20 protein-coding genes are annotated in these 17,742 nt (G+C 55.6%); 4 read left to right on the plus strand and 16 right to left on the minus strand.

Features of this window, described 5'->3' with window-relative positions; genetic code table 11:
• Nucleotides 1–331 precede the first annotated feature (331 nt).
• The 12 genes from hemE to PuT2_RS04360 all read right to left on the minus strand — a co-directional run bounded on the left by hemE (nucleotide 332) and on the right by PuT2_RS04360 (nucleotide 10,865).
• Nucleotides 332–1,402 carry a uroporphyrinogen decarboxylase gene (gene hemE, locus PuT2_RS04305; protein ID WP_093969792.1) on the minus strand — a complete coding sequence of 357 codons (1,071 nt, stop codon included), beginning with the start codon at nucleotides 1,400–1,402 and terminating at the stop codon, nucleotides 332–334.
• A gap of 30 nt (nucleotides 1,403–1,432) precedes the next feature.
• Complete coding sequence (locus PuT2_RS04310) at nucleotides 1,433–2,341, minus strand: hypothetical protein (RefSeq protein WP_254046931.1); 909 nt, start codon at nucleotides 2,339–2,341, stop codon at nucleotides 1,433–1,435.
• A 168-nt stretch (nucleotides 2,342–2,509) separates the two neighbouring features.
• Entirely contained in the window at nucleotides 2,510–2,941 is a 432-nt protein-coding gene (locus tag PuT2_RS04315; RefSeq protein WP_093969793.1) for a F0F1 ATP synthase subunit epsilon, read from the minus strand.
• A gap of 11 nt (nucleotides 2,942–2,952) precedes the next feature.
• The gene (gene atpD / locus PuT2_RS04320) at nucleotides 2,953–4,371 is read right to left on the minus strand and encodes a F0F1 ATP synthase subunit beta (protein ID WP_093969794.1); all 1,419 of its coding nucleotides are present in this window, start codon (nucleotides 4,369–4,371) and stop codon (nucleotides 2,953–2,955) included.
• Between the two features lie 46 nt (nucleotides 4,372–4,417).
• Nucleotides 4,418–5,332, minus strand: a complete 915-nt coding sequence (gene atpG / locus PuT2_RS04325) for a F0F1 ATP synthase subunit gamma (protein ID WP_093969795.1) — start codon at nucleotides 5,330–5,332, stop codon at nucleotides 4,418–4,420.
• A 99-nt stretch (nucleotides 5,333–5,431) separates the two neighbouring features.
• A complete protein-coding gene (gene atpA / locus PuT2_RS04330) occupies nucleotides 5,432–6,973 on the minus strand; it encodes a F0F1 ATP synthase subunit alpha (RefSeq protein ID WP_093969796.1) in 1,542 nt (513 codons plus the stop codon).
• Between the two features lie 33 nt (nucleotides 6,974–7,006).
• Nucleotides 7,007–7,546: a F0F1 ATP synthase subunit delta gene (locus PuT2_RS04335; RefSeq protein ID WP_093969797.1), complete on the minus strand. Its 540-nt coding sequence runs from the start codon at nucleotides 7,544–7,546 to the stop codon at nucleotides 7,007–7,009.
• 15 nt (nucleotides 7,547–7,561) lie between these two features.
• Nucleotides 7,562–8,032 carry a F0F1 ATP synthase subunit B gene (locus PuT2_RS04340; protein ID WP_093969798.1) on the minus strand — a complete coding sequence of 157 codons (471 nt, stop codon included), beginning with the start codon at nucleotides 8,030–8,032 and terminating at the stop codon, nucleotides 7,562–7,564.
• Nucleotides 8,033–8,163: 131 nt separating this feature from the next.
• On the minus strand, nucleotides 8,164–8,406 hold the full coding sequence (gene atpE / locus PuT2_RS04345) for a F0F1 ATP synthase subunit C (protein WP_093969799.1): 243 nt from the start codon (nucleotides 8,404–8,406) through the stop codon (nucleotides 8,164–8,166).
• Nucleotides 8,407–8,525: 119 nt separating this feature from the next.
• A complete protein-coding gene (atpB, locus tag PuT2_RS04350) occupies nucleotides 8,526–9,407 on the minus strand; it encodes a F0F1 ATP synthase subunit A (RefSeq protein ID WP_093969800.1) in 882 nt (293 codons plus the stop codon).
• A 78-nt stretch (nucleotides 9,408–9,485) separates the two neighbouring features.
• A complete protein-coding gene (locus PuT2_RS04355) occupies nucleotides 9,486–9,935 on the minus strand; it encodes an ATP synthase subunit I (protein WP_254046932.1) in 450 nt (149 codons plus the stop codon).
• Nucleotides 9,936–10,088: 153 nt separating this feature from the next.
• Nucleotides 10,089–10,865: an enoyl-CoA hydratase gene (locus tag PuT2_RS04360; protein ID WP_093969802.1), complete on the minus strand. Its 777-nt coding sequence runs from the start codon at nucleotides 10,863–10,865 to the stop codon at nucleotides 10,089–10,091.
• Between the two features lie 30 nt (nucleotides 10,866–10,895).
• Between PuT2_RS04360 and PuT2_RS04365 the strand changes: the two genes are divergently transcribed.
• The 4 genes from PuT2_RS04365 to ttcA all read left to right on the plus strand — a co-directional run bounded on the left by PuT2_RS04365 (nucleotide 10,896) and on the right by ttcA (nucleotide 14,894).
• Entirely contained in the window at nucleotides 10,896–12,665 is a 1,770-nt protein-coding gene (locus PuT2_RS04365; protein ID WP_093969803.1) for a M61 family metallopeptidase, read from the plus strand.
• A 14-nt stretch (nucleotides 12,666–12,679) separates the two neighbouring features.
• Nucleotides 12,680–13,453, plus strand: coding sequence for an SDR family oxidoreductase (locus tag PuT2_RS04370; protein ID WP_093969804.1), 774 nt, complete (start codon nucleotides 12,680–12,682; stop codon nucleotides 13,451–13,453).
• A gap of 68 nt (nucleotides 13,454–13,521) precedes the next feature.
• Nucleotides 13,522–13,887 (plus strand): dihydroneopterin aldolase, encoded by a 366-nt coding sequence (gene folB, locus PuT2_RS04375; RefSeq protein WP_093969805.1) that lies wholly within the window; start codon nucleotides 13,522–13,524, stop codon nucleotides 13,885–13,887.
• A 5-nt stretch (nucleotides 13,888–13,892) separates the two neighbouring features.
• Nucleotides 13,893–14,894: a tRNA 2-thiocytidine(32) synthetase TtcA gene (ttcA, locus tag PuT2_RS04380; RefSeq protein WP_093969806.1), complete on the plus strand. Its 1,002-nt coding sequence runs from the start codon at nucleotides 13,893–13,895 to the stop codon at nucleotides 14,892–14,894.
• 12 nt (nucleotides 14,895–14,906) lie between these two features.
• On the opposite strand, the gene PuT2_RS04385 is transcribed toward ttcA, so the two are convergent.
• The 4 genes from PuT2_RS04385 to prfA are packed head-to-tail and all read right to left on the minus strand — an operon-like array spanning nucleotide 14,907 to nucleotide 17,735.
• On the minus strand, nucleotides 14,907–15,479 hold the full coding sequence (locus tag PuT2_RS04385) for a UbiX family flavin prenyltransferase (RefSeq protein ID WP_093969807.1): 573 nt from the start codon (nucleotides 15,477–15,479) through the stop codon (nucleotides 14,907–14,909).
• Entirely contained in the window at nucleotides 15,472–15,798 is a 327-nt protein-coding gene (gene grxD / locus PuT2_RS04390) for a Grx4 family monothiol glutaredoxin (RefSeq protein ID WP_093969808.1), read from the minus strand. The genes PuT2_RS04385 and grxD overlap by 8 nt, the downstream gene beginning before the upstream one ends.
• Before the next feature lie 30 nt (nucleotides 15,799–15,828).
• Nucleotides 15,829–16,650 carry a peptide chain release factor N(5)-glutamine methyltransferase gene (gene prmC, locus PuT2_RS04395; RefSeq protein ID WP_093969809.1) on the minus strand — a complete coding sequence of 274 codons (822 nt, stop codon included), beginning with the start codon at nucleotides 16,648–16,650 and terminating at the stop codon, nucleotides 15,829–15,831.
• Between the two features lie 5 nt (nucleotides 16,651–16,655).
• Nucleotides 16,656–17,735, minus strand: a complete 1,080-nt coding sequence (gene prfA / locus PuT2_RS04400) for a peptide chain release factor 1 (RefSeq protein ID WP_093969810.1) — start codon at nucleotides 17,733–17,735, stop codon at nucleotides 16,656–16,658.
• Nucleotides 17,736–17,742 lie beyond the last annotated feature (7 nt).

Raw genomic sequence — 17,742 nt, forward strand, 5'->3', positions numbered from 1 at the left:
GAATTTTCGCAGCCAAGCCAGACAACACAAGCCCTTCTGGTGTTTTCAACAAGCCTGTGGATAACTTTGGGGAAAATGCAATTGATAACCCTGGGGAAAGTCAATTAAAGTTAGTACTTAATTTACCGAAATATTTTTGTAATTCAAAAAAATAATATAAAAATCAATTGCTTATTTATATTAATTAAATTGTATCTAAGAAGACCGCGCTAATTGTGCGGCGCGAAAATATTTGTGCACAACTTAGATAAAAAGCCCGATGACTCGGGCTTGATGGGTGAATTTCAGACGGCAAACCGATACATTGCACTGCAACCAAATGTGCGTTGAATCAGTGCTTTGCGCGGCTATGGCTGTGGACTTCGTCAACCAAAATACTGACCGCTTCGGGCGGGGTAAAACGATTGATACCATGACCCAGATTAAACACATGCCCACCTGCACCCACCGGGCCGAAATCATCGATGACGCGGCGCGCTTCGGCACGAATGGCAGCCTCGGTGCCGAACAGGGTCATTGGGTCGAGGTTACCTTGCAGCGCAACCTTGTCGTTAATACGGCGACGTGCCTGCGCTAGATTGACTGTCCAGTCAACGCCCATGGCATCGCAGCCACATGCGGCGATGTCTTCGAGCCACATACCGCCACCCTTGGTAAAGACAATAACAGGAACCTGCTGCCCCCCTTGCTCACGGATCAGGCCATCGACAACCTTGCGAGTGTAAGCCAGCGAAAACTGCTGGAACAGGCTGTCGGCCAGCACCCCGCCCCAACTGTCAAATACCATAACTGCTTGCGCACCCGCCTGAATTTGGGCGTTAAGGTACGCCGTTGTGGCCTGCACGTTGACTTCGAGAATACGGTGCAAGAGATCGGGGCGGCTGTACAGCATGCTCTTGATCAGGCGGTAATCGTCAGACCCCTGACCTTCGACCATATAACAGGCAACCGTCCAGGGGCTGCCCGCAAAGCCGATAAGCGGCACTTTGCCATCGAGCTCTTTACGGATGAGCGAGACGGCGTCGAACACATACTGCAAGTTAGACAAATCAGGCGCCTGCAATTTAGCGACATCGGCTTCGGTACGCACGGGGTGCGCGAACTGCGGGCCTTCGCCCGCAACGAAATCAAGCCCCAAACCCATGGCATGGGGAATCGTCAGAATGTCGGAAAACAGAATAGCCGCATCAAGGTCGTAGCGCTCGAGCGGCTGCAACGTGACCTCACAGGCGTAATCAGGATTTTGAGCCAGACCAAGAAACGACCCTGCCTTTGCACGTGTTTGGTTGTACTCGGGCAAATAGCGGCCTGCCTGGCGCATAAGCCACAGCGGCGTATAAGGTACGGGCTGACGCAGCAGAGCGCGCAGGAAAACGTCGTTTTTTAAGCTTGGAAAAGACACGGCAATCCTTGAAAGTTAAGCATGACGATTTTAACCGTCTGGGGAAAAATTGTTTGATGGGTCGGGGCGATACACACTGGCATCGATTTGGTACTTGCGCATGAGTGCCCAGAACGCACGACGATGCTTTTGAGCGCCGCGCGCAGCCAAGGCGATATTGCCGGCACAAGACCCCAGTGCAGCCGCAATATAAGCGCGCTCGAATCGCTCGATGACTTTGCCCTTCGCCGCCCGGAACGATTCTTTATTGGTCGCAGTACGCGTAGCGGCAGCTACCGCGTAAGCGTCGAGTTCCAGACCTGTGCGCTGCAGTATGGTATCGCATAGGTCGTCTTCGCTGAGCAAGGGCTGCCTTTGGTCAATAGACGGCAAAACGGAGCCGACAGTCAATGCCAGCGACGTGCCTGGCCCCGCCGACTGCGCTGCGCGGCCAGACAGCACAGCTGCCCCACCAGCGCGCGGCGGACCAACATCGTTAAGCTGCATGACGGCCCTTGCCCGTGCCTGTTGCATCCCATAACGCGCCCCTCCCCGATTAACCAGCAACTGCTGAATGCGCGCGCGCAGCTCGTCGTAGCACAAGGGTAAGCGAATAAAGTCGGCCAAACCCAGCGACAACAGATCGTCGATTGCTGCGGCTTTCAAGCCGCTGATGACCGCAAGCACAGGCGTTTGGCCGCAGCCGCCTTCGCGAGCGGACAACAAACGACGCGTCCATGGCAAATTAGAAGCCGTAACACCCACAATGCAAACGTCATATCGACGCAGCATGACTTCGTTGTCGCGCAAGTACGAACCCATGTCGAAATCGCCAGCAGACAAATCGCCACCCACATGATGCATGATAAGCCTGCCGCCCAGATACTCACCGGCGGCCAGTGCGGACCACAAGCCATCATGCGGTTCGAGCAGTACAGCGCAATCTATACGTTCTCTCATGACTCTCCCCTTGATATTACGGGCCTGTGATCAGGCCCTGCAGGCATCTTAAGGACGAGTTTCAAGCGGGACTATTCGGAAATATCAGCATTCGGACACTACGCGCATGAGCGCTTGACGGGCAAAAAAAAGCGGCCCGAAGGCCGCTTTTTTAAGACAGACGACAGCTTAGTGACGCGAAGAGCGAGCGTTACGCAGCTTCTGAGCAGCCGCTGCCTGAGCAGCCAACATGGCCAGCTCGGCTTCGACGACAGCAATGTCGGCCTTGTCTTTGGCATTGCGAAGGGCCTCTTCGGCACGCTTGCGTGCTTCGAGTGCCTTGGCTTCGTCGAGGTCTTCTGCACGGATAGCTGTATCGGAAAGCACCGTTACACCACCGGGTTGGACTTCGAGAATGCCGCCGGCCACGAAAACATTGGTTTCACCACTACCATCGGCGAGAACAATCTTTACCGTACCCGGGCGAATGCGCGAGATGAGCGGCGTGTGACCAGGCATGATGCCCAGTTCGCCGGACTCGCCGGGCAGAACCACGAATTTCGCCTCACCGGAGAAAATCGATTCTTCTGCACTGACGACGTCTACGTGTAATGTGGCCATAAGAGTCCCTTTTACAGTGCTTTGGCTTTCTCGAGGGCTTCGTCGATGGAACCAACCATGTAGAAGGCCTGCTCGGGGATCGAGTCGCACTCGCCTTCAACAATCATCTTGAAGCCACGCAGCGTTTCGGACAGCGGAACGTATTTGCCGGGCGAGCCGGTAAAGACTTCGGCGACGTGGAACGGCTGCGACAGGAAGCGCTGAATTTTACGCGCACGAGCAACGGCCTGCTTGTCTTCGGGCGAGAGTTCGTCCATACCCAGAATCGCGATAATGTCGCGCAATTCTTTGTAGCGCTGCAGTGTTTGCTGAACACCACGAGCAATGGCGTAGTGCTCTTCGCCAACCACTTGCGGGTCGAGCTGACGGCTGGTGGAGTCGAGAGGATCAACGGCGGGGTAAATACCCAGCGCAGCGATGTCACGCGACAGAACCACAGTCGAGTCAAGGTGCAAGAAGGTTGTTGCAGGCGACGGGTCGGTCAAGTCGTCGGCAGGAACGTAAACGGCCTGAATCGATGTAATCGAACCTGTTTTAGTCGAGGTAATACGCTCTTGCAATTTACCCATTTCTTCGGCCAGCGTAGGCTGATAACCCACCGCCGAAGGCATACGACCCAGCAGCGCGGACACTTCGGTACCGGCCAGGGTGTAACGGTAGATGTTGTCGACGAAGAAGAGAATGTCACGGCCTTCGTCACGGAACTTCTCGGCCATGGTCAGACCCGACAACGCAACGCGCAGACGGTTGCCTGGAGGCTCGTTCATCTGACCAAACACCATCGCTACCTTCGACTCGGACAGGTTGTCCATCTTGATAACGCCGGCTTCAGCCATTTCGTGGTAGAAGTCGTTACCTTCACGGGTACGCTCGCCCACACCTGCAAACACCGACAAACCACTGTGTGCCTTGGCGATGTTGTTGATGAGCTCGAGCATGTTAACGGTTTTACCTACACCAGCACCACCGAACAGACCGACCTTACCGCCTTTTGCAAAGGGGCAGACCAAGTCAATAACCTTGATGCCTGTTTCGAGCAGCTCTACCGAAGGCGAGAGCTCGTCGAACTTGGGTGCGTCTTGGTGAATGGCGCGTGTCTCTTCGGACAAGATAGGGCCACGCTCGTCGATGGGGCGACCCAGAACGTCCATAATGCGACCCAGTGTGCCCTGACCGACTGGCACCGAAATAGGTGCACCGGTGTTAGCCACAGCCATACCGCGGCGCAGGCCGTCGGATGAACCCATGGCGATGGTGCGAACGACGCCGTCGCCCAGCTGTTGCTGAACTTCGAATGTCAGACCAGCTTCGGCAAACTTGGAGCTGTCGTCTGCGAGTTTAAGCGCGTCGTAAATTTTTGGAATGCTGTCGCGGGGGAACTGAATATCCACCACGGCGCCGATGCACTGAACGATGGTACCGTTGCTCATGTTTAGTCCTTGCTAAATATCTTTGACGGGATGCCCTTCTGTTTGGTTAAACAGCGGCAGCGCCCCCGACGATTTCTGAAATTTCTTTGGTAATGGCAGCCTGACGGGTTTTGTTGTAAACCAGTTCGAGATCGCCGATGATTTTCTTGGCGTTATCGGACGCTGCCTTCATGGCCACCATACGAGCAGATTGCTCGGATGCCATGTTTTCGGCAACTGCCTGATACACCAGACCTTCAACGTAACGCTGCAGCAGGTCGTCGATGACCGACTTCGAGTCTGGCTCGTAGATGTAGTCCCAACCATACTTTGTGTTCAGGACCGCGTCTTCGGATTTCTCCTGGAACGTGCCCTCGGTTTGGAACGGATCGGACAAGCCACTAGGCAGGGGCAACAAACGCACGAATACCGGCTCTTGCTTCATGGTGTTGACGAAGCGGTTGGTGGCCAGATAAACGGCATCGATTTTGCCATCGACGAAATCGTCGATTTGTACCTTGAGCGCACCAATAAGACGTTCGAGGTTGGGTTTGTCGCCCAACTGAACTTCTTGGGACACCAAATTGGTGCCGATACGTGTCAAGAAGCCAAGACCTTTGTTACCCAATGCGGTTGCCTGAACCTTGATACCTTTTTGGTCGAACTCTTTGATACGGTTCAGGACCAGACGGGTAACGTTGGTATTCAGGCCACCACACAGGCCTTTGTCGGTAGTGACAAGCACAATGCCTACGCCTTTCACGTCGGAACGTTCGACCATGAAAGAATGTGTGTAGTCGGGATGCGCTTGCATCAGGTGCGAGGCAATGTCGCGCACCTTGGTTGCATAGGGACGACCAGCACGCATCCGGTCTTGCGCCTTGCGCATTTTGGATGCAGCCACCATCTCCATGGCTTTGGTGATCTTCCGCGTGTTTTGCACGCTTTTGATCTTGGTTCGAATTTCCTTAATTCCGGCCATCGCAATTCCTGTCAGGGCGTTATGGCGGAGCAGGCAACGCCTGCTCCTGTAGTCCTACGGGCGGCCAAGCTAATTGCTTTGCCACCCTCGCCAGTCAAATTAAAAAGCACCGTGCTTTTTGAACTCTTCAATTGCGGCAACCAGCTCTGCTTCGTCTTCTTTGGACAGTTCTTTCTTGTCTTCGATACGCTGAACCAGCGCAGCGTTCTTGGACTTGAGCGACTCTTTGAGTGCTTTTTCGAAAGGCAGAATCTGATCGACTTCGAGATCGTCGAGGTAGCCTTTGGTAACGGCGAACAACGAAACGGCCAGTTCCCAGACTTGCAGCGGCTGGTACTGAGGCTGCTTGAGCAATTCAACCACACGCTTACCGCGCTCGAGCTGGCGACGGGTTGCGTCGTCGAGGTCGGATGCAAACTGCGCAAACGCAGCCAGTTCGCGGTACTGCGCCAAGTCGGTACGAATACCACCTGCCAGCTTTTTAACGACCTTGGTTTGTGCCGCACCACCCACACGCGATACCGAAATACCCGCGTTAATAGCAGGACGGATACCGGCGTTGAACAGGTCGGTTTCAAGGAAGATCTGACCGTCGGTAATCGAAATTACGTTGGTAGGAACGAACGCCGAAACGTCGCCTGCCTGAGTTTCGATGATAGGCAGCGCTGTAAGCGAACCTGTTTTACCTTTGACTTCGCCTTTGGTGAACGCTTCGACGTAGTCGGCGTTAACGCGAGCAGCACGCTCGAGCAGACGGGAGTGCAGGTAGAACACGTCGCCGGGGTAAGCTTCGCGACCAGGAGGACGACGCAGCAACAGCGAAACTTGACGGTAAGCCCAGGCTTGCTTGGTCAGGTCGTCGTACACGATAAGGGCATCTTCGCCGCGATCGCGGAAGAATTCGCCCATAGTGCAACCCGAGTAAGCTGCCAGGTATTGCATGGCGGCCGAGTCAGAAGCCGAGGCAGCAACAACAATGGTGTATTCCATTGCGCCGTGCTCTTCGAGCTTGCGAACTACGTTATTGATGGTCGACGCTTTTTGACCGATAGCCACATAAACGCAAGTAACGTTTTTGCCTTTTTGACTGATGATCGTGTCGATAGCAACGGCGGTTTTACCAGTTTGGCGGTCGCCAATGATCAGCTCGCGCTGGCCACGGCCGATTGGCACCATGGAGTCAATCGCCTTGATACCGGTTTGCAGCGGCTGGTCGACTGATTGACGTGCAATAACGCCGGGCGCAACCTTTTCGATGATGTCGGTGTGCTTGGCGTTGATGGGGCCTTTGCCGTCGATGGGAGCGCCCAGGGCGTCTACCACGCGACCACGCAATTCGGGGCCAACGGGCACTTCGAGAATGCGGCCGGTTGTTTTAACCGGATCACCTTCGGAAACGCCTGTGTAGTCACCCAAAATAACGGCACCCACGGAATCGCGCTCGAGGTTGAGCGCCAGGCCGAAGACGTTATTGGGGAATTCGAGCATTTCGCCCTGCATTACGTCGGACAAGCCGTGAATGCGGGTGATACCGTCGGTCACGGAAACGACCGTGCCTTGCGTACGTACGTCGGTAGACGCGCCCAAGCCTTCGATGCGGCTTTTCAACAGCTCGCTGATCTCTGACGGGTTAAGTTGCATGTTCAGACTCCTGAATCCTGTTATATGGCTCGCTTAGGCGGCCAGCGTGTCGCGCATGCGGGCCAACTGGGCCTGCACAGAAGTATCGAGTACCTGGTCGCCAACGATCACGCGGACACCACCGATAAGGGCGGAGTCGACGGTGACAGATGGCTTGAGCTTGAGGCCAAACTTTTTCTCGAGACCGGTTAAAAGCTCTTGAACCTGCGAATCGCTCAGCTCGAATGCGCTGGTGATTTCGGCAAGTGCGGTGCCCTCGAACTGGTTTTTCAACAGATCGAATTGCTGGGCAATTTGGGGCAACAACAAAATGCGCCCGTTCTTGACCAGCAGTTCGATGAAATTACGTGCCGCATCTGACAGGGGTGATTTGATCAACCCTGTGAACAGTTCGATGCGCTGATCGTTGCTGAGGCGCGGATCAGTCAGTGCTTCGCGCACGTCGTCAAGGCTTGCCACTTCGGCAAGCTCGTTAACCAAACCCGACCAGGATGCCAAGGCGTCCTGGTTGCCCTTGGCCGTAGCGAAAAGCGCTTCGGCGTAGGGTCGGGCAATAGTCGATAATTCAGCCATGGCCTTGCCCTAATATTAGAGTTGTGCCTTGAGCTGATTTAACAGCTCGGCGTGTGCCTGTGCATTGACTTCTCGTTTGAGAATCTGTTCTGCACCCTTAACAGCCAAGTTTGCAACGTCGGCACGGAGCCCGTCGCGCGCACGCTGAACTTCTTGTTCGGCGTCTTGCTTGGCCTGCGCAATGATTCGAGCTTTTTCAGCTTCGGCTTCACGACGAGCTTCGTCGATGATGGCCGCGGCTTGCTTTTCAGCTTCGAGCATGCGGGCGTGATTCTCGGATTTGGCAGAGGCCTCGATCAGACTGATACGTGCCTGGGCCTGGGCCAAATCGGCCTTACCCTTGTCGGCAGCTGCAAGACCATCGGCAATTTTCTGACGGCGATCTTCGATTGCTTTTGTCAAAGGCGGCCATACGAATTTCATCGTAAACCAACCCAAAACAAAAAACACGATCATCTGAAAAAAGAGAGTCGCGTTTAAATTCACGGTCGTGTCCCTTTAATACCACAAGTGCCCGCAGCGATGCTGCAAAACACCCAATGTCCAAGTCGCGAGCAGCGCCCTACGGCACTGCCTACGACTACTTAGCCCACCCGTATTGGCGGGCGTATTGTTGCTTAGCCGACGAAGGGGTTGGCGAAAGCAAACAACATGGCGATACCAACACCGATCAGGAACGCAGCGTCGATAAGACCAGCCAACAGGAACATTTTGGTTTGCAAAGCGTTCATGAGCTCGGGTTGACGAGCCGAAGCTTCAAGATATTTACCACCCATCAAAGCGATACCGATCGAGGCGCCAAAAGCACCCAGGCCAACAATAAGACCGCAAGCCAGAGCAACGAAAGCAACGTTGGTCATAACAACTCCTTGGTTAAAAAACCTTGTGTAATCAAAAAGCCAAAAGAAAACTGCTTTGCAAGAAAACCTTGCGCCCCGAACGGCTGCCCCCGGGTGAGAGCAACCGCGCCGGAAATTTATTAATGGTCTTCGTGAGCCAAACCGACATATACAAGTGCCAACATCATGAAAATGTAAGCCTGCAGTATGACGATAAGGATGTGGAAGATTGCCCACACGGAACCGGCCAGAATGTGACCAATACCCAAACCTATACTTGCACCATTAAAGCCTGTCCACGCACCACCCAGCAGAGCGATAAGCATGAAGAGCAATTCGCCGGCAAACATGTTGCCGAACAACCGCATTCCGAGCGACACGGTTTTGGCGGCGTATTCCATCAGGTTCAACAGAACGTTGAACGGAACGAGGAGCAGACCAACAAAGCCATGGGCATGGAAGGGAGCTGTGAACAGACTTTTTACGAAGCCGCCACCGCTCTTGATCTTGATGCCGTAGTAAATAGTAAGCAGCAACACACCCAGGGACATACCCATAGGCACGTTAAGGTCGGCTGTTGGCAGAATACGGTGGTAATAAAGTGGGTCGCCGTGCTCGGCACCAACACCAGTCGATTTGAAGATCCAGGCCAGCAAATCGACGGGCACCAGATCGAGGGCATTCATGAGAATGACCCACAAGAAAATCGTAAGCGCGAGCGGCGCAACAAAGCGGCGCGTTGATTCGCTAGGGATAATGCTTTTGGATTCTTGGGCGACCATGTCGACAAGCATTTCGACGGCGGTCTGGAAGCGACCTGGAACGCCGGCACTGGCGCGGCGCGCCGCCGACCACATGGCCAGCACGACAATAAGACCCATAAGAATGGACCAGAACAACGAGTCGTAGTTGATGACCGAGAAATCGGCGATTGTCGATTGCTTCTCGCCGAGGCCATTCAAATGCACTAAGTGGTGCTGAATATAATAGGACTGTGGCGAAATATCACTAGCAGCAGCCATTTGAACCCTTACCCTGTTGACTATATAACGAGCACGATGCCGCTTGAGACGACATCGCACATGAATTTTTGCACCACACTACGGCAACTTGCTAAACATTAGCAAAAGGACGTAGCCCTTAAGTACCATGACCAGCCCAAAAATAAGCGCCGGCCAAACTAGCCACGCCTGAGCCAGATATACACCCAGCACCAGCAACGCAACGGCAGCCCCTAGCTTGATGAGCTCGCCGAGCAGAAACCCTGCCGGGTTAGCAGGACGACCCATAACCAGGCCGACCAGCAAGCGCAACGCAAACAACGCGTTAGGCACCAAGTAAGCCGCAGCGCCCAATAAAGCCGAAGCGCCTGCGTACACCCCCGCAACCAGCCAGCATATTGCAACTGCAACAAGCGCCATGATTGCCTGTGCAACCAGGGCCCGAAGCAGACCTTTTTTGGCCTTTGCCTGCAAGCTGGCTTTTTGTGCTTCGGTTAGCTGCACTGCAGCACCAGAGCCCGGGGATTTTACCTGATTAGCGGATGACACGTTGGGGTAAACCTTATTGGGGTAACCGCAAACCTGCCCGCGCATTCCCGCCGTTGTTTGTTAAGCGTCAAACCCGCAGAGTATAACTTTATTTTTTAAGCGTAAGCAAATCGTAAGGTGGCCCGCCTATGACAGCTGACGGGCCTTTGCCCACTATTCGTGTTTGAACTGGGGCTGACGCTTTTCGATGAAGGCGTTCATGCCCTCTTTTTGATCGTGGGTGGAAAACAACGCATGAAAATTGCGACGCTCGGAGAGAAGACCCTCATTGAGCGGCGCCTCGTAGGCGCGGTTAATCGCCTCTTTGGCCATCATGACCGAAGGGAGTGACATCGAGGCAATGGCTGCAGCGGCCTCAAGCGCCTCATCGAGAACTCGGTCGGCCGGCACAACACGCGACACCAGACCCGCACGCTCCGCCTCGGCCGCATCCATCATGCGCGCCGTCAGAATCATATCCATGGCCTTGGCTTTGCCCACCGCGCGCGGCAAACGCTGGGTACCCCCAAAGCCCGGAATAATGCCAAGCTTGATTTCAGGCTGACCGAATTTTGCATTTTCGCCAGCAATAATGAAGTCACACTGCATGGCCAGTTCGCACCCGCCACCCAAAGCAAACCCGGATACGGCCGCAATAATAGGCTTGCGCACGCGACGCAGGTACTCCCACTGATGGCCCAGATAGTCTTGCTTGTAGACGTCGGTGTAAGACCAGTCTTTCATGGCGGCAATATCAGCACCAGCAGCAAAAGCTTTTTCGCTGCCCGTAATAACAATGGCGCCAATACCGTCATCCGCATCAAACGCCTTCATGGCATTGGCCACCTCATCAATGACCTCGTTGCTCAGGGCGTTAAGGACTTTGGGGCGATTCAGTGTCAAAAGACCGACCCGGCCGCGTGTCTCGACCTTGACCAATGGCTCACTCATGCTGACTCCTTGCAAAGTAATATATGCGTTATGAATGCAAAACCATTACTTTACCGCTTAATTCCCGCCGACCCAGCCGGTCATTATTTTTCGGTCGAACTGACCTTGCACAACCCGAACCCCGACGGACAAGTATTCAGTCTGCCCGCGTGGATTCCAGGCAGCTACCTCATCCGCGACTTTTCGCGACACATTGTGCATATCGCAGCCAGTGTTAATGGCCGCCGTGTAGACATCCAAAAAACAACCAACCACAGTTGGCGCTGCGCGCCCTGCAAAGGCCCACTAACGGTTCAGTACACTGTTTACGCTTGGGACCTATCCGTTCGCGGCGCGCACTTCGACGAGACGCATGCCTTTTTTAATGGCACCAGCGTTTTTCTGGCGCCCGAAGGCCACACACACCTTCACTGCCTGGTCGACCTGCAAGCCCCCGCCCACCGATCCGACTGGAAGGTCTATACCAGTTTGCCGGAAGCAGATGCCGCGCATTACCCAAATGCCGCCAAGCGGCACGACTTTGGGCTGTATTGCGCCCCCGACTACGACGCCCTAATTGACCACCCCGTTGAAATGGGTACGCCGAAAGTCGCCCAATTCAAAGCCCATGGCGCCGAACACGAACTCGTATTCAGCGGCATCGCCCCAAACCTGGACTTGGATCGCATCACCGCAGATGTCCAGAAAATATGTGAGACCCAGATCAGCTTTTTTGAGCCCGAGACTCATGCGGCGCCTTTTCTGGACAGCAGCAACCGTTATGTATTCATGACCATGGTCACTGGCGATGGGTATGGCGGCCTCGAACATCGCGCTTCGACTGCGCTGATGACTTCGCGCAACGACCTCCCCGTTGCCGGGCAAACCAACCCTCCCGATGGCTACACTAACTTCTTGGGCTTGGTCAGCCACGAATATTTCCACACCTGGAACGTCAAGCGCATCAAACCCGCGGCCTTCGTGCCCTACCAGCTCGACCGCGAAAACCACAGTCGCCTGCTTTGGGTATCCGAAGGCTTTACGTCGTACTACGACGACTTGATGCTGCTGCGCGCAGGCCTTATCGACGAAGCCAAGTATTTCGAGCTGCTCGCCAAAACTATCGACACCGTCACCAAGGCACCCGGTCGCCTGAGGCAGTCGGTTGCCGACAGCTCCTTCGACGCCTGGACACGATTCTACAAACAAGACGAGAACGCGCCCAACGCATTGGTCAGCTACTACAGCAAAGGGTCGCTTATTGCCCTGGGCCTCGACCTTTTTATACGACATACTTCCGACGGACAGACTTCGCTTGACGATGTCATGCGCTTGCTATGGAGCCGTTACGGACGGCACTTTTACACAGGCACCCAAGAAGGTATTGATGAAGATGACATGGCCTCATTAATACACGAGGCCTGCGGCGTCGATGTTTCCGACTTTCTGGCGCGTTATGTTGACAACTGCGAAGATGTACCGCTGCAAGCACTACTGGCCGACGCCGGCATTTTGCTCGAACGCACAACGCCCCCCAGCTCGCCTTCACTCGACGTGCGCACACGCGCAAGCCATGGGCGCATCGAACTGGCCAGCGTCATCAACGGTGGCGCCGCACACCAGGGCGGGCTGTCGGCGGGCGACCAGTTGGTCGCCATTGGCGGGTTGCGTGTCGCCGACGCCGGCGACGTCGATCGCCTTTTACGCGCCTACAACGCCAACGACACTGTTGTCGTGCACGTCTTTCGCCGCGATGAACTTCGTACCTTTAACGTATGCCTTAGCCCAGCCGCTGCAGGTTGGGCACTAAAGCGTAAATAAATAGCATTCACGCCATGACTGATCGTTCCGAAGCCCAAAAAGTTGTCCTGATTACCGGCGCCGCCAAGCGCCTGGGCCGCGAAGTCGCCCTCAAGTTTGCCCGATCGGGTTGGGACGTTGCCATTCATTACCACCGCTCGGGCGTAGATGCCGAGCGTACGCTGGCCGAACTACAACAGATAGGCGTGCGCTGCACTACCGTTGGCGGCGACCTGGCCGACCCTGAGGCCCCACTGGCGGTGTTCAAACAAACCATTGATGTCCTGGGTCAGGTCGACGCCATCGTCAACAACGCCTCGCTGTTTGAATTCGATGACCCAAAAACGTTCTCGGTAGCGTCGCTACAGGCGCACGTCATGCCGAATCTGGCCGCCCCGCTACTGCTGGCGCAACAACTGGCCGCGCATATCGAAACCCGCAGCAACGCCCAGGGCGTTGTTATCAACTTGCTCGATCAAAAACTCTGGAGCTACAACCCCGACTTTTTTTCGTACACTCTGACCAAGGCCGCACTTCAGGCCGCAACCACCATGCTGGCCCAAGCCTTCGCTCCCCGTTTGCGCGTCGTAGGTGTCGCACCGGGCCTGACACTGCCCAGCCACATGCAATCCGAAGCCGATTTCGAACGCACACACGCACTGTCTCCGCTGGGCAAAGCCAGCAGCCCGGAAGACATTGCCCGAGCGATTTTATTTGCGGCCGAAACGCCCAGCATGACGGGGACGTCTATCGTGGTCGACGGCGGTCAGCACCTGCTTGGCCTGCAGCGCGACTTTAGCTGCTTATAATCTGTCTTCTTACGCCAACCTGCGTTGGCCGCAGCAACATGCCGCCGCCAACCTCTATGCCACTACCCATGCTTACCCGCCGGATCTACTTTTCGCAGCTCGCCCTCGATGCTCATATTGGCATTCTGGAACACGAATTGCGCGCCACCCAGCCCCTTCACATCGACGTAGAGCTGGACGTCGACATTCACCAGCCTGTCGACGACATGAATATCCAGACGGTGCTTGATTACCGCCTGGTGCGTGCTGCCATCGTGCAAGAGTGCACCCAGGCTCATGTGCACCTTATCGAGACCCTGGTTGAGCAAGTGACCGAGCGCCTGCTTCGCGACTTCCCGGAAATCAAGCATATCAAGCTGCGTATCAGCAAACCCAATGCGTTTTCCGACTGCGCTGCCGTAGGCATCGCAGTCGAACGAAGCCGCCAGGCCTGAACACCATGAACACTACAGCCACCCCAGACACCACCGCGGTCGACGCGCCCCGCGACCCGCGCAAGATGAGCGTCAGCGAAAACAAGCTGACCAAGCGTCTGATCCGCGAAACAGGCCGCGCCATCATCGATTTCAATATGATCGAAGCCGGCGACAAAGTCATGGTTTGCCTTTCCGGCGGCAAAGACTCGTACGGCCTGCTCGACCTGTTGCTTATCCATCAGTCTCGCGCACCGTTCAAATTCGATATTGTGGCGGTCAACCTCGACCAGAAACAGCCCGGCTTCCCCGAGCACGTTCTACCTGAATACCTGACCCGTATCGGCGTACCCTTCCATATAGAGAACCAGGACACCTATTCAGTGGTGACCCGTGTGATCCCCGAGGGTAAAACCATGTGCTCGCTGTGCTCGCGCATGCGCCGGGGTATTTTGTACCGCGTCGCCAAAGAGCTGGGCGCCACAAAAATTGCGCTGGGCCACCACCGCGACGACATCTTGGCCACTTTCTTTTTAAATCTGTTTTACGGTGGGCGCATGAAAGGCATGCCCGCCAAACTTAAATCGGACAATGGCGAGCACATTGTGATCCGGCCTTTGGCTTATGTGCCCGAAAAAGACCTGATCGCTTACGCCAAACTCAAAGAATTCCCGATCATCCCGTGCACCTTGTGTGGCTCTCAAGAAAACCTGAAACGCCAGGAGATCAACCGCATGATCGCCGAATGGGATCGCAAGTTGCCCGGCCGGTCGTGGAATGTATTTGCCGCACTTGCCCATGTCGTGCCGTCGCACTTAATGGATAGTCGCATCTTTGACTTTGCCGGCCTGAAAGCCGATGGCACGGCAGATGACGAGGGCGACAAGGCGTTTGACACCGAAGACTTCAGCGATGCTTTAGCCGCGTTCAGTGACGACGATAGCGATACCGACACCGAAGTGCCTGCAAACCATAGTCATAAGGTTATCCCGCTAAACGTAGTGGGCGACCTGCAAAAGCTGGGCTAAATGCCTATGGCGTCAGGTGCCTTCCCAGCGGGGGCCCTGTACGTCGATGCCCACCAGTTCGAGCACGCGCGCCACAGTGTGATCGACCATCTCTTCGATAGATTTGGGGTGATGATAAAACGCCGGTAGCGGCGGAAAAATAACGCCCCCCATTTCGGTGACAGACGTCATGTTGCGCAAGTGCGCCAGATTCAGCGGCGTTTCGCGAACCATAAGCACTAACCGACGGCGCTCTTTGAGGGTGACGTCGGCAGCGCGGGTAATGAGGTTATCGGAAAACCCGTGCGCCACAGCGGCCAGTGTACGCATGGAACAGGGCACCACGACCATGCCGGCCGTATCAAACCCACCACTAGCCAGCGTAGCGCCGACGTCGCGGAAGCTGTAGACGCGATCGGCCAGCGCGTGCACAGCCTTTCGATCAAGATCAAGCTCGTACTTGATGTTCAGCACGCCCGATGGCGAAACAACCAGATGGGTTTCGATATCGGGCGCCTTTTCGCGCAGCGTTTGCAGCATGCGCACGGCATAAATGGAGCCCGTAGCCCCGGTAATGCCAATAACCAGACGACGCTTGTTAGCCAAGTGCGCCTGCTTCTTTCAGTGCAGTGACCAGTTCGCCGGACTCGTGCATTTCGGCCAAAATGTCGGAGCCGCCGATGAACTCGCCAGCAACATACAACTGGGGGATGGTCGGCCAGTTCGAATACTCTTTAATGCCCTGGCGAACCTCTTCGTCTTCGAGCACGTTGACGGTAACCAGCTTGGTCACGCCCGACGCCTTCAGAATTTGAATGGCACGCCCGGAGAACCCGCACTGCGGAAATTGCGCCGTACCCTTCATGAACAACACAACGGGATTACTGGTAACCGTTTCCCGGATGAAATCTTGAACTTCGCTCATGGTGCCCTCTAAACAGTGGAATTGTGTCTATTATAAATAGCCGCCGGAAATCCGCTCGATACCGGCCAGATCACAACGACTTTCGACCCGTTGAAAGCCGCGTTGAACCAATAATTGCCTAACATCGGCAGCCTGATCCCAGCCATGCTCGAGCCAGAGTGCCCCACCTGGCGCCAGCCAGGTCGGCGCACATTCGATGATTCTGACAAGGGCCTGCAAACCGTTAGCATCATCTGTCAAGGCGCCGCGCGGCTCGAAGCGCAAATCGCCTTGGGCCAAGTGCGTATCGTCGGACCGGATATACGGCGGATTTGAAACAATTAAATCGAAAGGGGTGGTCGCGGCCGGCAGCGCCTGGTACCAATTACCTTCGAAAAACTGCACTACAGCCCCCAGTTGCCTTGCATTAGCCTGGGCGACATGCAGCGCCTCTGGGCTTGAATCTGTTGCGGTAACGCAGGCCTGTGGGCAAGCTAAAGCGATAGATACGGCAATCGCCCCGCTTCCCGTCCCCAGGTCAAGCACGCGAGGCCGTACCAAAGACAAGCTTTGCAGCATTTCGAGTGCCGTTTCAACCAGGACCTCGGTGTCGGGGCGCGGTATGAGCACGGCCGGCGATACCTGAAAATCGTGGCCCATAAATTCGCGGGTGCCCAGAATGTAAGCCATGGGTTCGCCCGCCTCACGTCGGGCCATCAACGCACGAATCGTGGCGACGGTGTCGTCTGCCAAAGGGTCGGTGTCGTGAGCTACCAGCCAGGCACGCGAAACGCCCAGCACCTGTTGCAACAACATCTGCGTTTCAAGGCGCGGCAAAGGTGAGTCGCGAAGCAGATCGCGCGCACAACTCATGCCGCTCAGGCCTCGCTCATGGCAGCCAGCAAATTGGCCTGGTGTTCAGCCAGCAAGGTATTGGTCAATTCGTCCAGATCGCCTTCCATAATGGCACCCAACTTATACAGCGTCAGGTTAATGCGGTGATCGGTCACCCGCCCTTGCGGGTAGTTGTAGGTACGAATACGCTCGGATCGGTCACCCGAACCCACCAGGCTTTTACGCTCTGCCGCTTCTTTGCTTTGCTGCGCTTGGACCTGCTGGTCTTTCAGGCGCGCGGCCAGAACCTGCATCGCTTTGTCTTTATTGCGGTGCTGTGACCGGTCGTCTTGACATTCGACCACCAGACCCGTGGGCAAGTGAGTGATGCGCACAGCCGAATCGGTTTTATTGATGTGCTGCCCGCCCGCCCCACTGGCGCGGAAGGTATCTATGCGCAAGTCTGACGGGTTAATCACGATATCGGAGACCTCGTCGGCTTCGGGCAATACAGCCACCGTACACGCCGAGGTATGAATACGCCCTTGGGTTTCGGTCGCGGGTACACGTTGGACACGATGAGCGCCGGACTCAAACTTCAACTGGCCGTAAACGCCATCGCCATCCAGGCGCACGATGACCTCTTTGTAGCCCCCCACTTCTGACGGGCTTTCAGACATGAATTCAACCTTCCAACCTTTGGATTCGGCGTAACGGGTATACATGCGCAACAGGTCACCGGCAAACAGCGCACTTTCGTCGCCCCCCGTACCTGCCCGAATTTCCAGAAACACGCTGCGACCATCGTCAGGGTCTTTGGGCAGCAACAACACCTGCAGGCTGTCTTCCAGGGCGGCAATACGCGCCTTGCCCAGCTTCATCTCTTCTTCGGCCATGTCACGCATGTCGGGATCAGCCAACATGTCGGCAGCAGCCTGCATGTCGCCTTCGACAGAAACGTAAATTTCGAATTCGCGCACCACAGGCTCAAGCTCTGCACGCTCACGTGACAAGCGGCGAAACTTGTCCATATTGCCGGCAATCTCGGGCTCGGCAAGCATGGCATCAATTTCTTTGAGTCGACGAGCAAACTGCTCGAGTCGATCGCGCATGGAGTCTTTCATAGGGAAA

The sequence above is a fragment of the Pusillimonas sp. T2 genome (assembly GCF_002236805.1).
Classification (GTDB): domain Bacteria; phylum Pseudomonadota; class Gammaproteobacteria; order Burkholderiales; family Burkholderiaceae_B; genus Neopusillimonas.

What these genes read in the sequence shown, in the direction of transcription:
- prmC (WP_093969809.1), bottom strand. Translation starts at nt 16,650, where the DNA reads ATGAGTTGTGCGCGCGATCTGCTTCGCGACTCACCTTTGCCGCGCCTT.
- atpB (WP_093969800.1), bottom strand. Translation starts at nt 9,407, where the DNA reads ATGGCTGCTGCTAGTGATATTTCGCCACAGTCCTATTATATTCAGCAC.
- atpD (WP_093969794.1), bottom strand. Translation starts at nt 4,371, where the DNA reads ATGAGCAACGGTACCATCGTTCAGTGCATCGGCGCCGTGGTGGATATT.
- PuT2_RS04365 (WP_093969803.1), top strand. Translation starts at nt 10,896, where the DNA reads ATGAATGCAAAACCATTACTTTACCGCTTAATTCCCGCCGACCCAGCC.
- atpG (WP_093969795.1), bottom strand. Translation starts at nt 5,332, where the DNA reads ATGGCCGGAATTAAGGAAATTCGAACCAAGATCAAAAGCGTGCAAAAC.
- prfA (WP_093969810.1), bottom strand. Translation starts at nt 17,735, where the DNA reads ATGAAAGACTCCATGCGCGATCGACTCGAGCAGTTTGCTCGTCGACTC.
- PuT2_RS04335 (WP_093969797.1), bottom strand. Translation starts at nt 7,546, where the DNA reads ATGGCTGAATTATCGACTATTGCCCGACCCTACGCCGAAGCGCTTTTC.
- PuT2_RS04360 (WP_093969802.1), bottom strand. Translation starts at nt 10,865, where the DNA reads ATGAGTGAGCCATTGGTCAAGGTCGAGACACGCGGCCGGGTCGGTCTT.
- ttcA (WP_093969806.1), top strand. Translation starts at nt 13,893, where the DNA reads ATGAACACTACAGCCACCCCAGACACCACCGCGGTCGACGCGCCCCGC.
- PuT2_RS04310 (WP_254046931.1), bottom strand. Translation starts at nt 2,341, where the DNA reads ATGAGAGAACGTATAGATTGCGCTGTACTGCTCGAACCGCATGATGGC.
- atpA (WP_093969796.1), bottom strand. Translation starts at nt 6,973, where the DNA reads ATGCAACTTAACCCGTCAGAGATCAGCGAGCTGTTGAAAAGCCGCATC.
- PuT2_RS04370 (WP_093969804.1), top strand. Translation starts at nt 12,680, where the DNA reads ATGACTGATCGTTCCGAAGCCCAAAAAGTTGTCCTGATTACCGGCGCC.
- PuT2_RS04315 (WP_093969793.1), bottom strand. Translation starts at nt 2,941, where the DNA reads ATGGCCACATTACACGTAGACGTCGTCAGTGCAGAAGAATCGATTTTC.
- folB (WP_093969805.1), top strand. Translation starts at nt 13,522, where the DNA reads ATGCTTACCCGCCGGATCTACTTTTCGCAGCTCGCCCTCGATGCTCAT.
- atpE (WP_093969799.1), bottom strand. Translation starts at nt 8,406, where the DNA reads ATGACCAACGTTGCTTTCGTTGCTCTGGCTTGCGGTCTTATTGTTGGC.
- grxD (WP_093969808.1), bottom strand. Translation starts at nt 15,798, where the DNA reads ATGAGCGAAGTTCAAGATTTCATCCGGGAAACGGTTACCAGTAATCCC.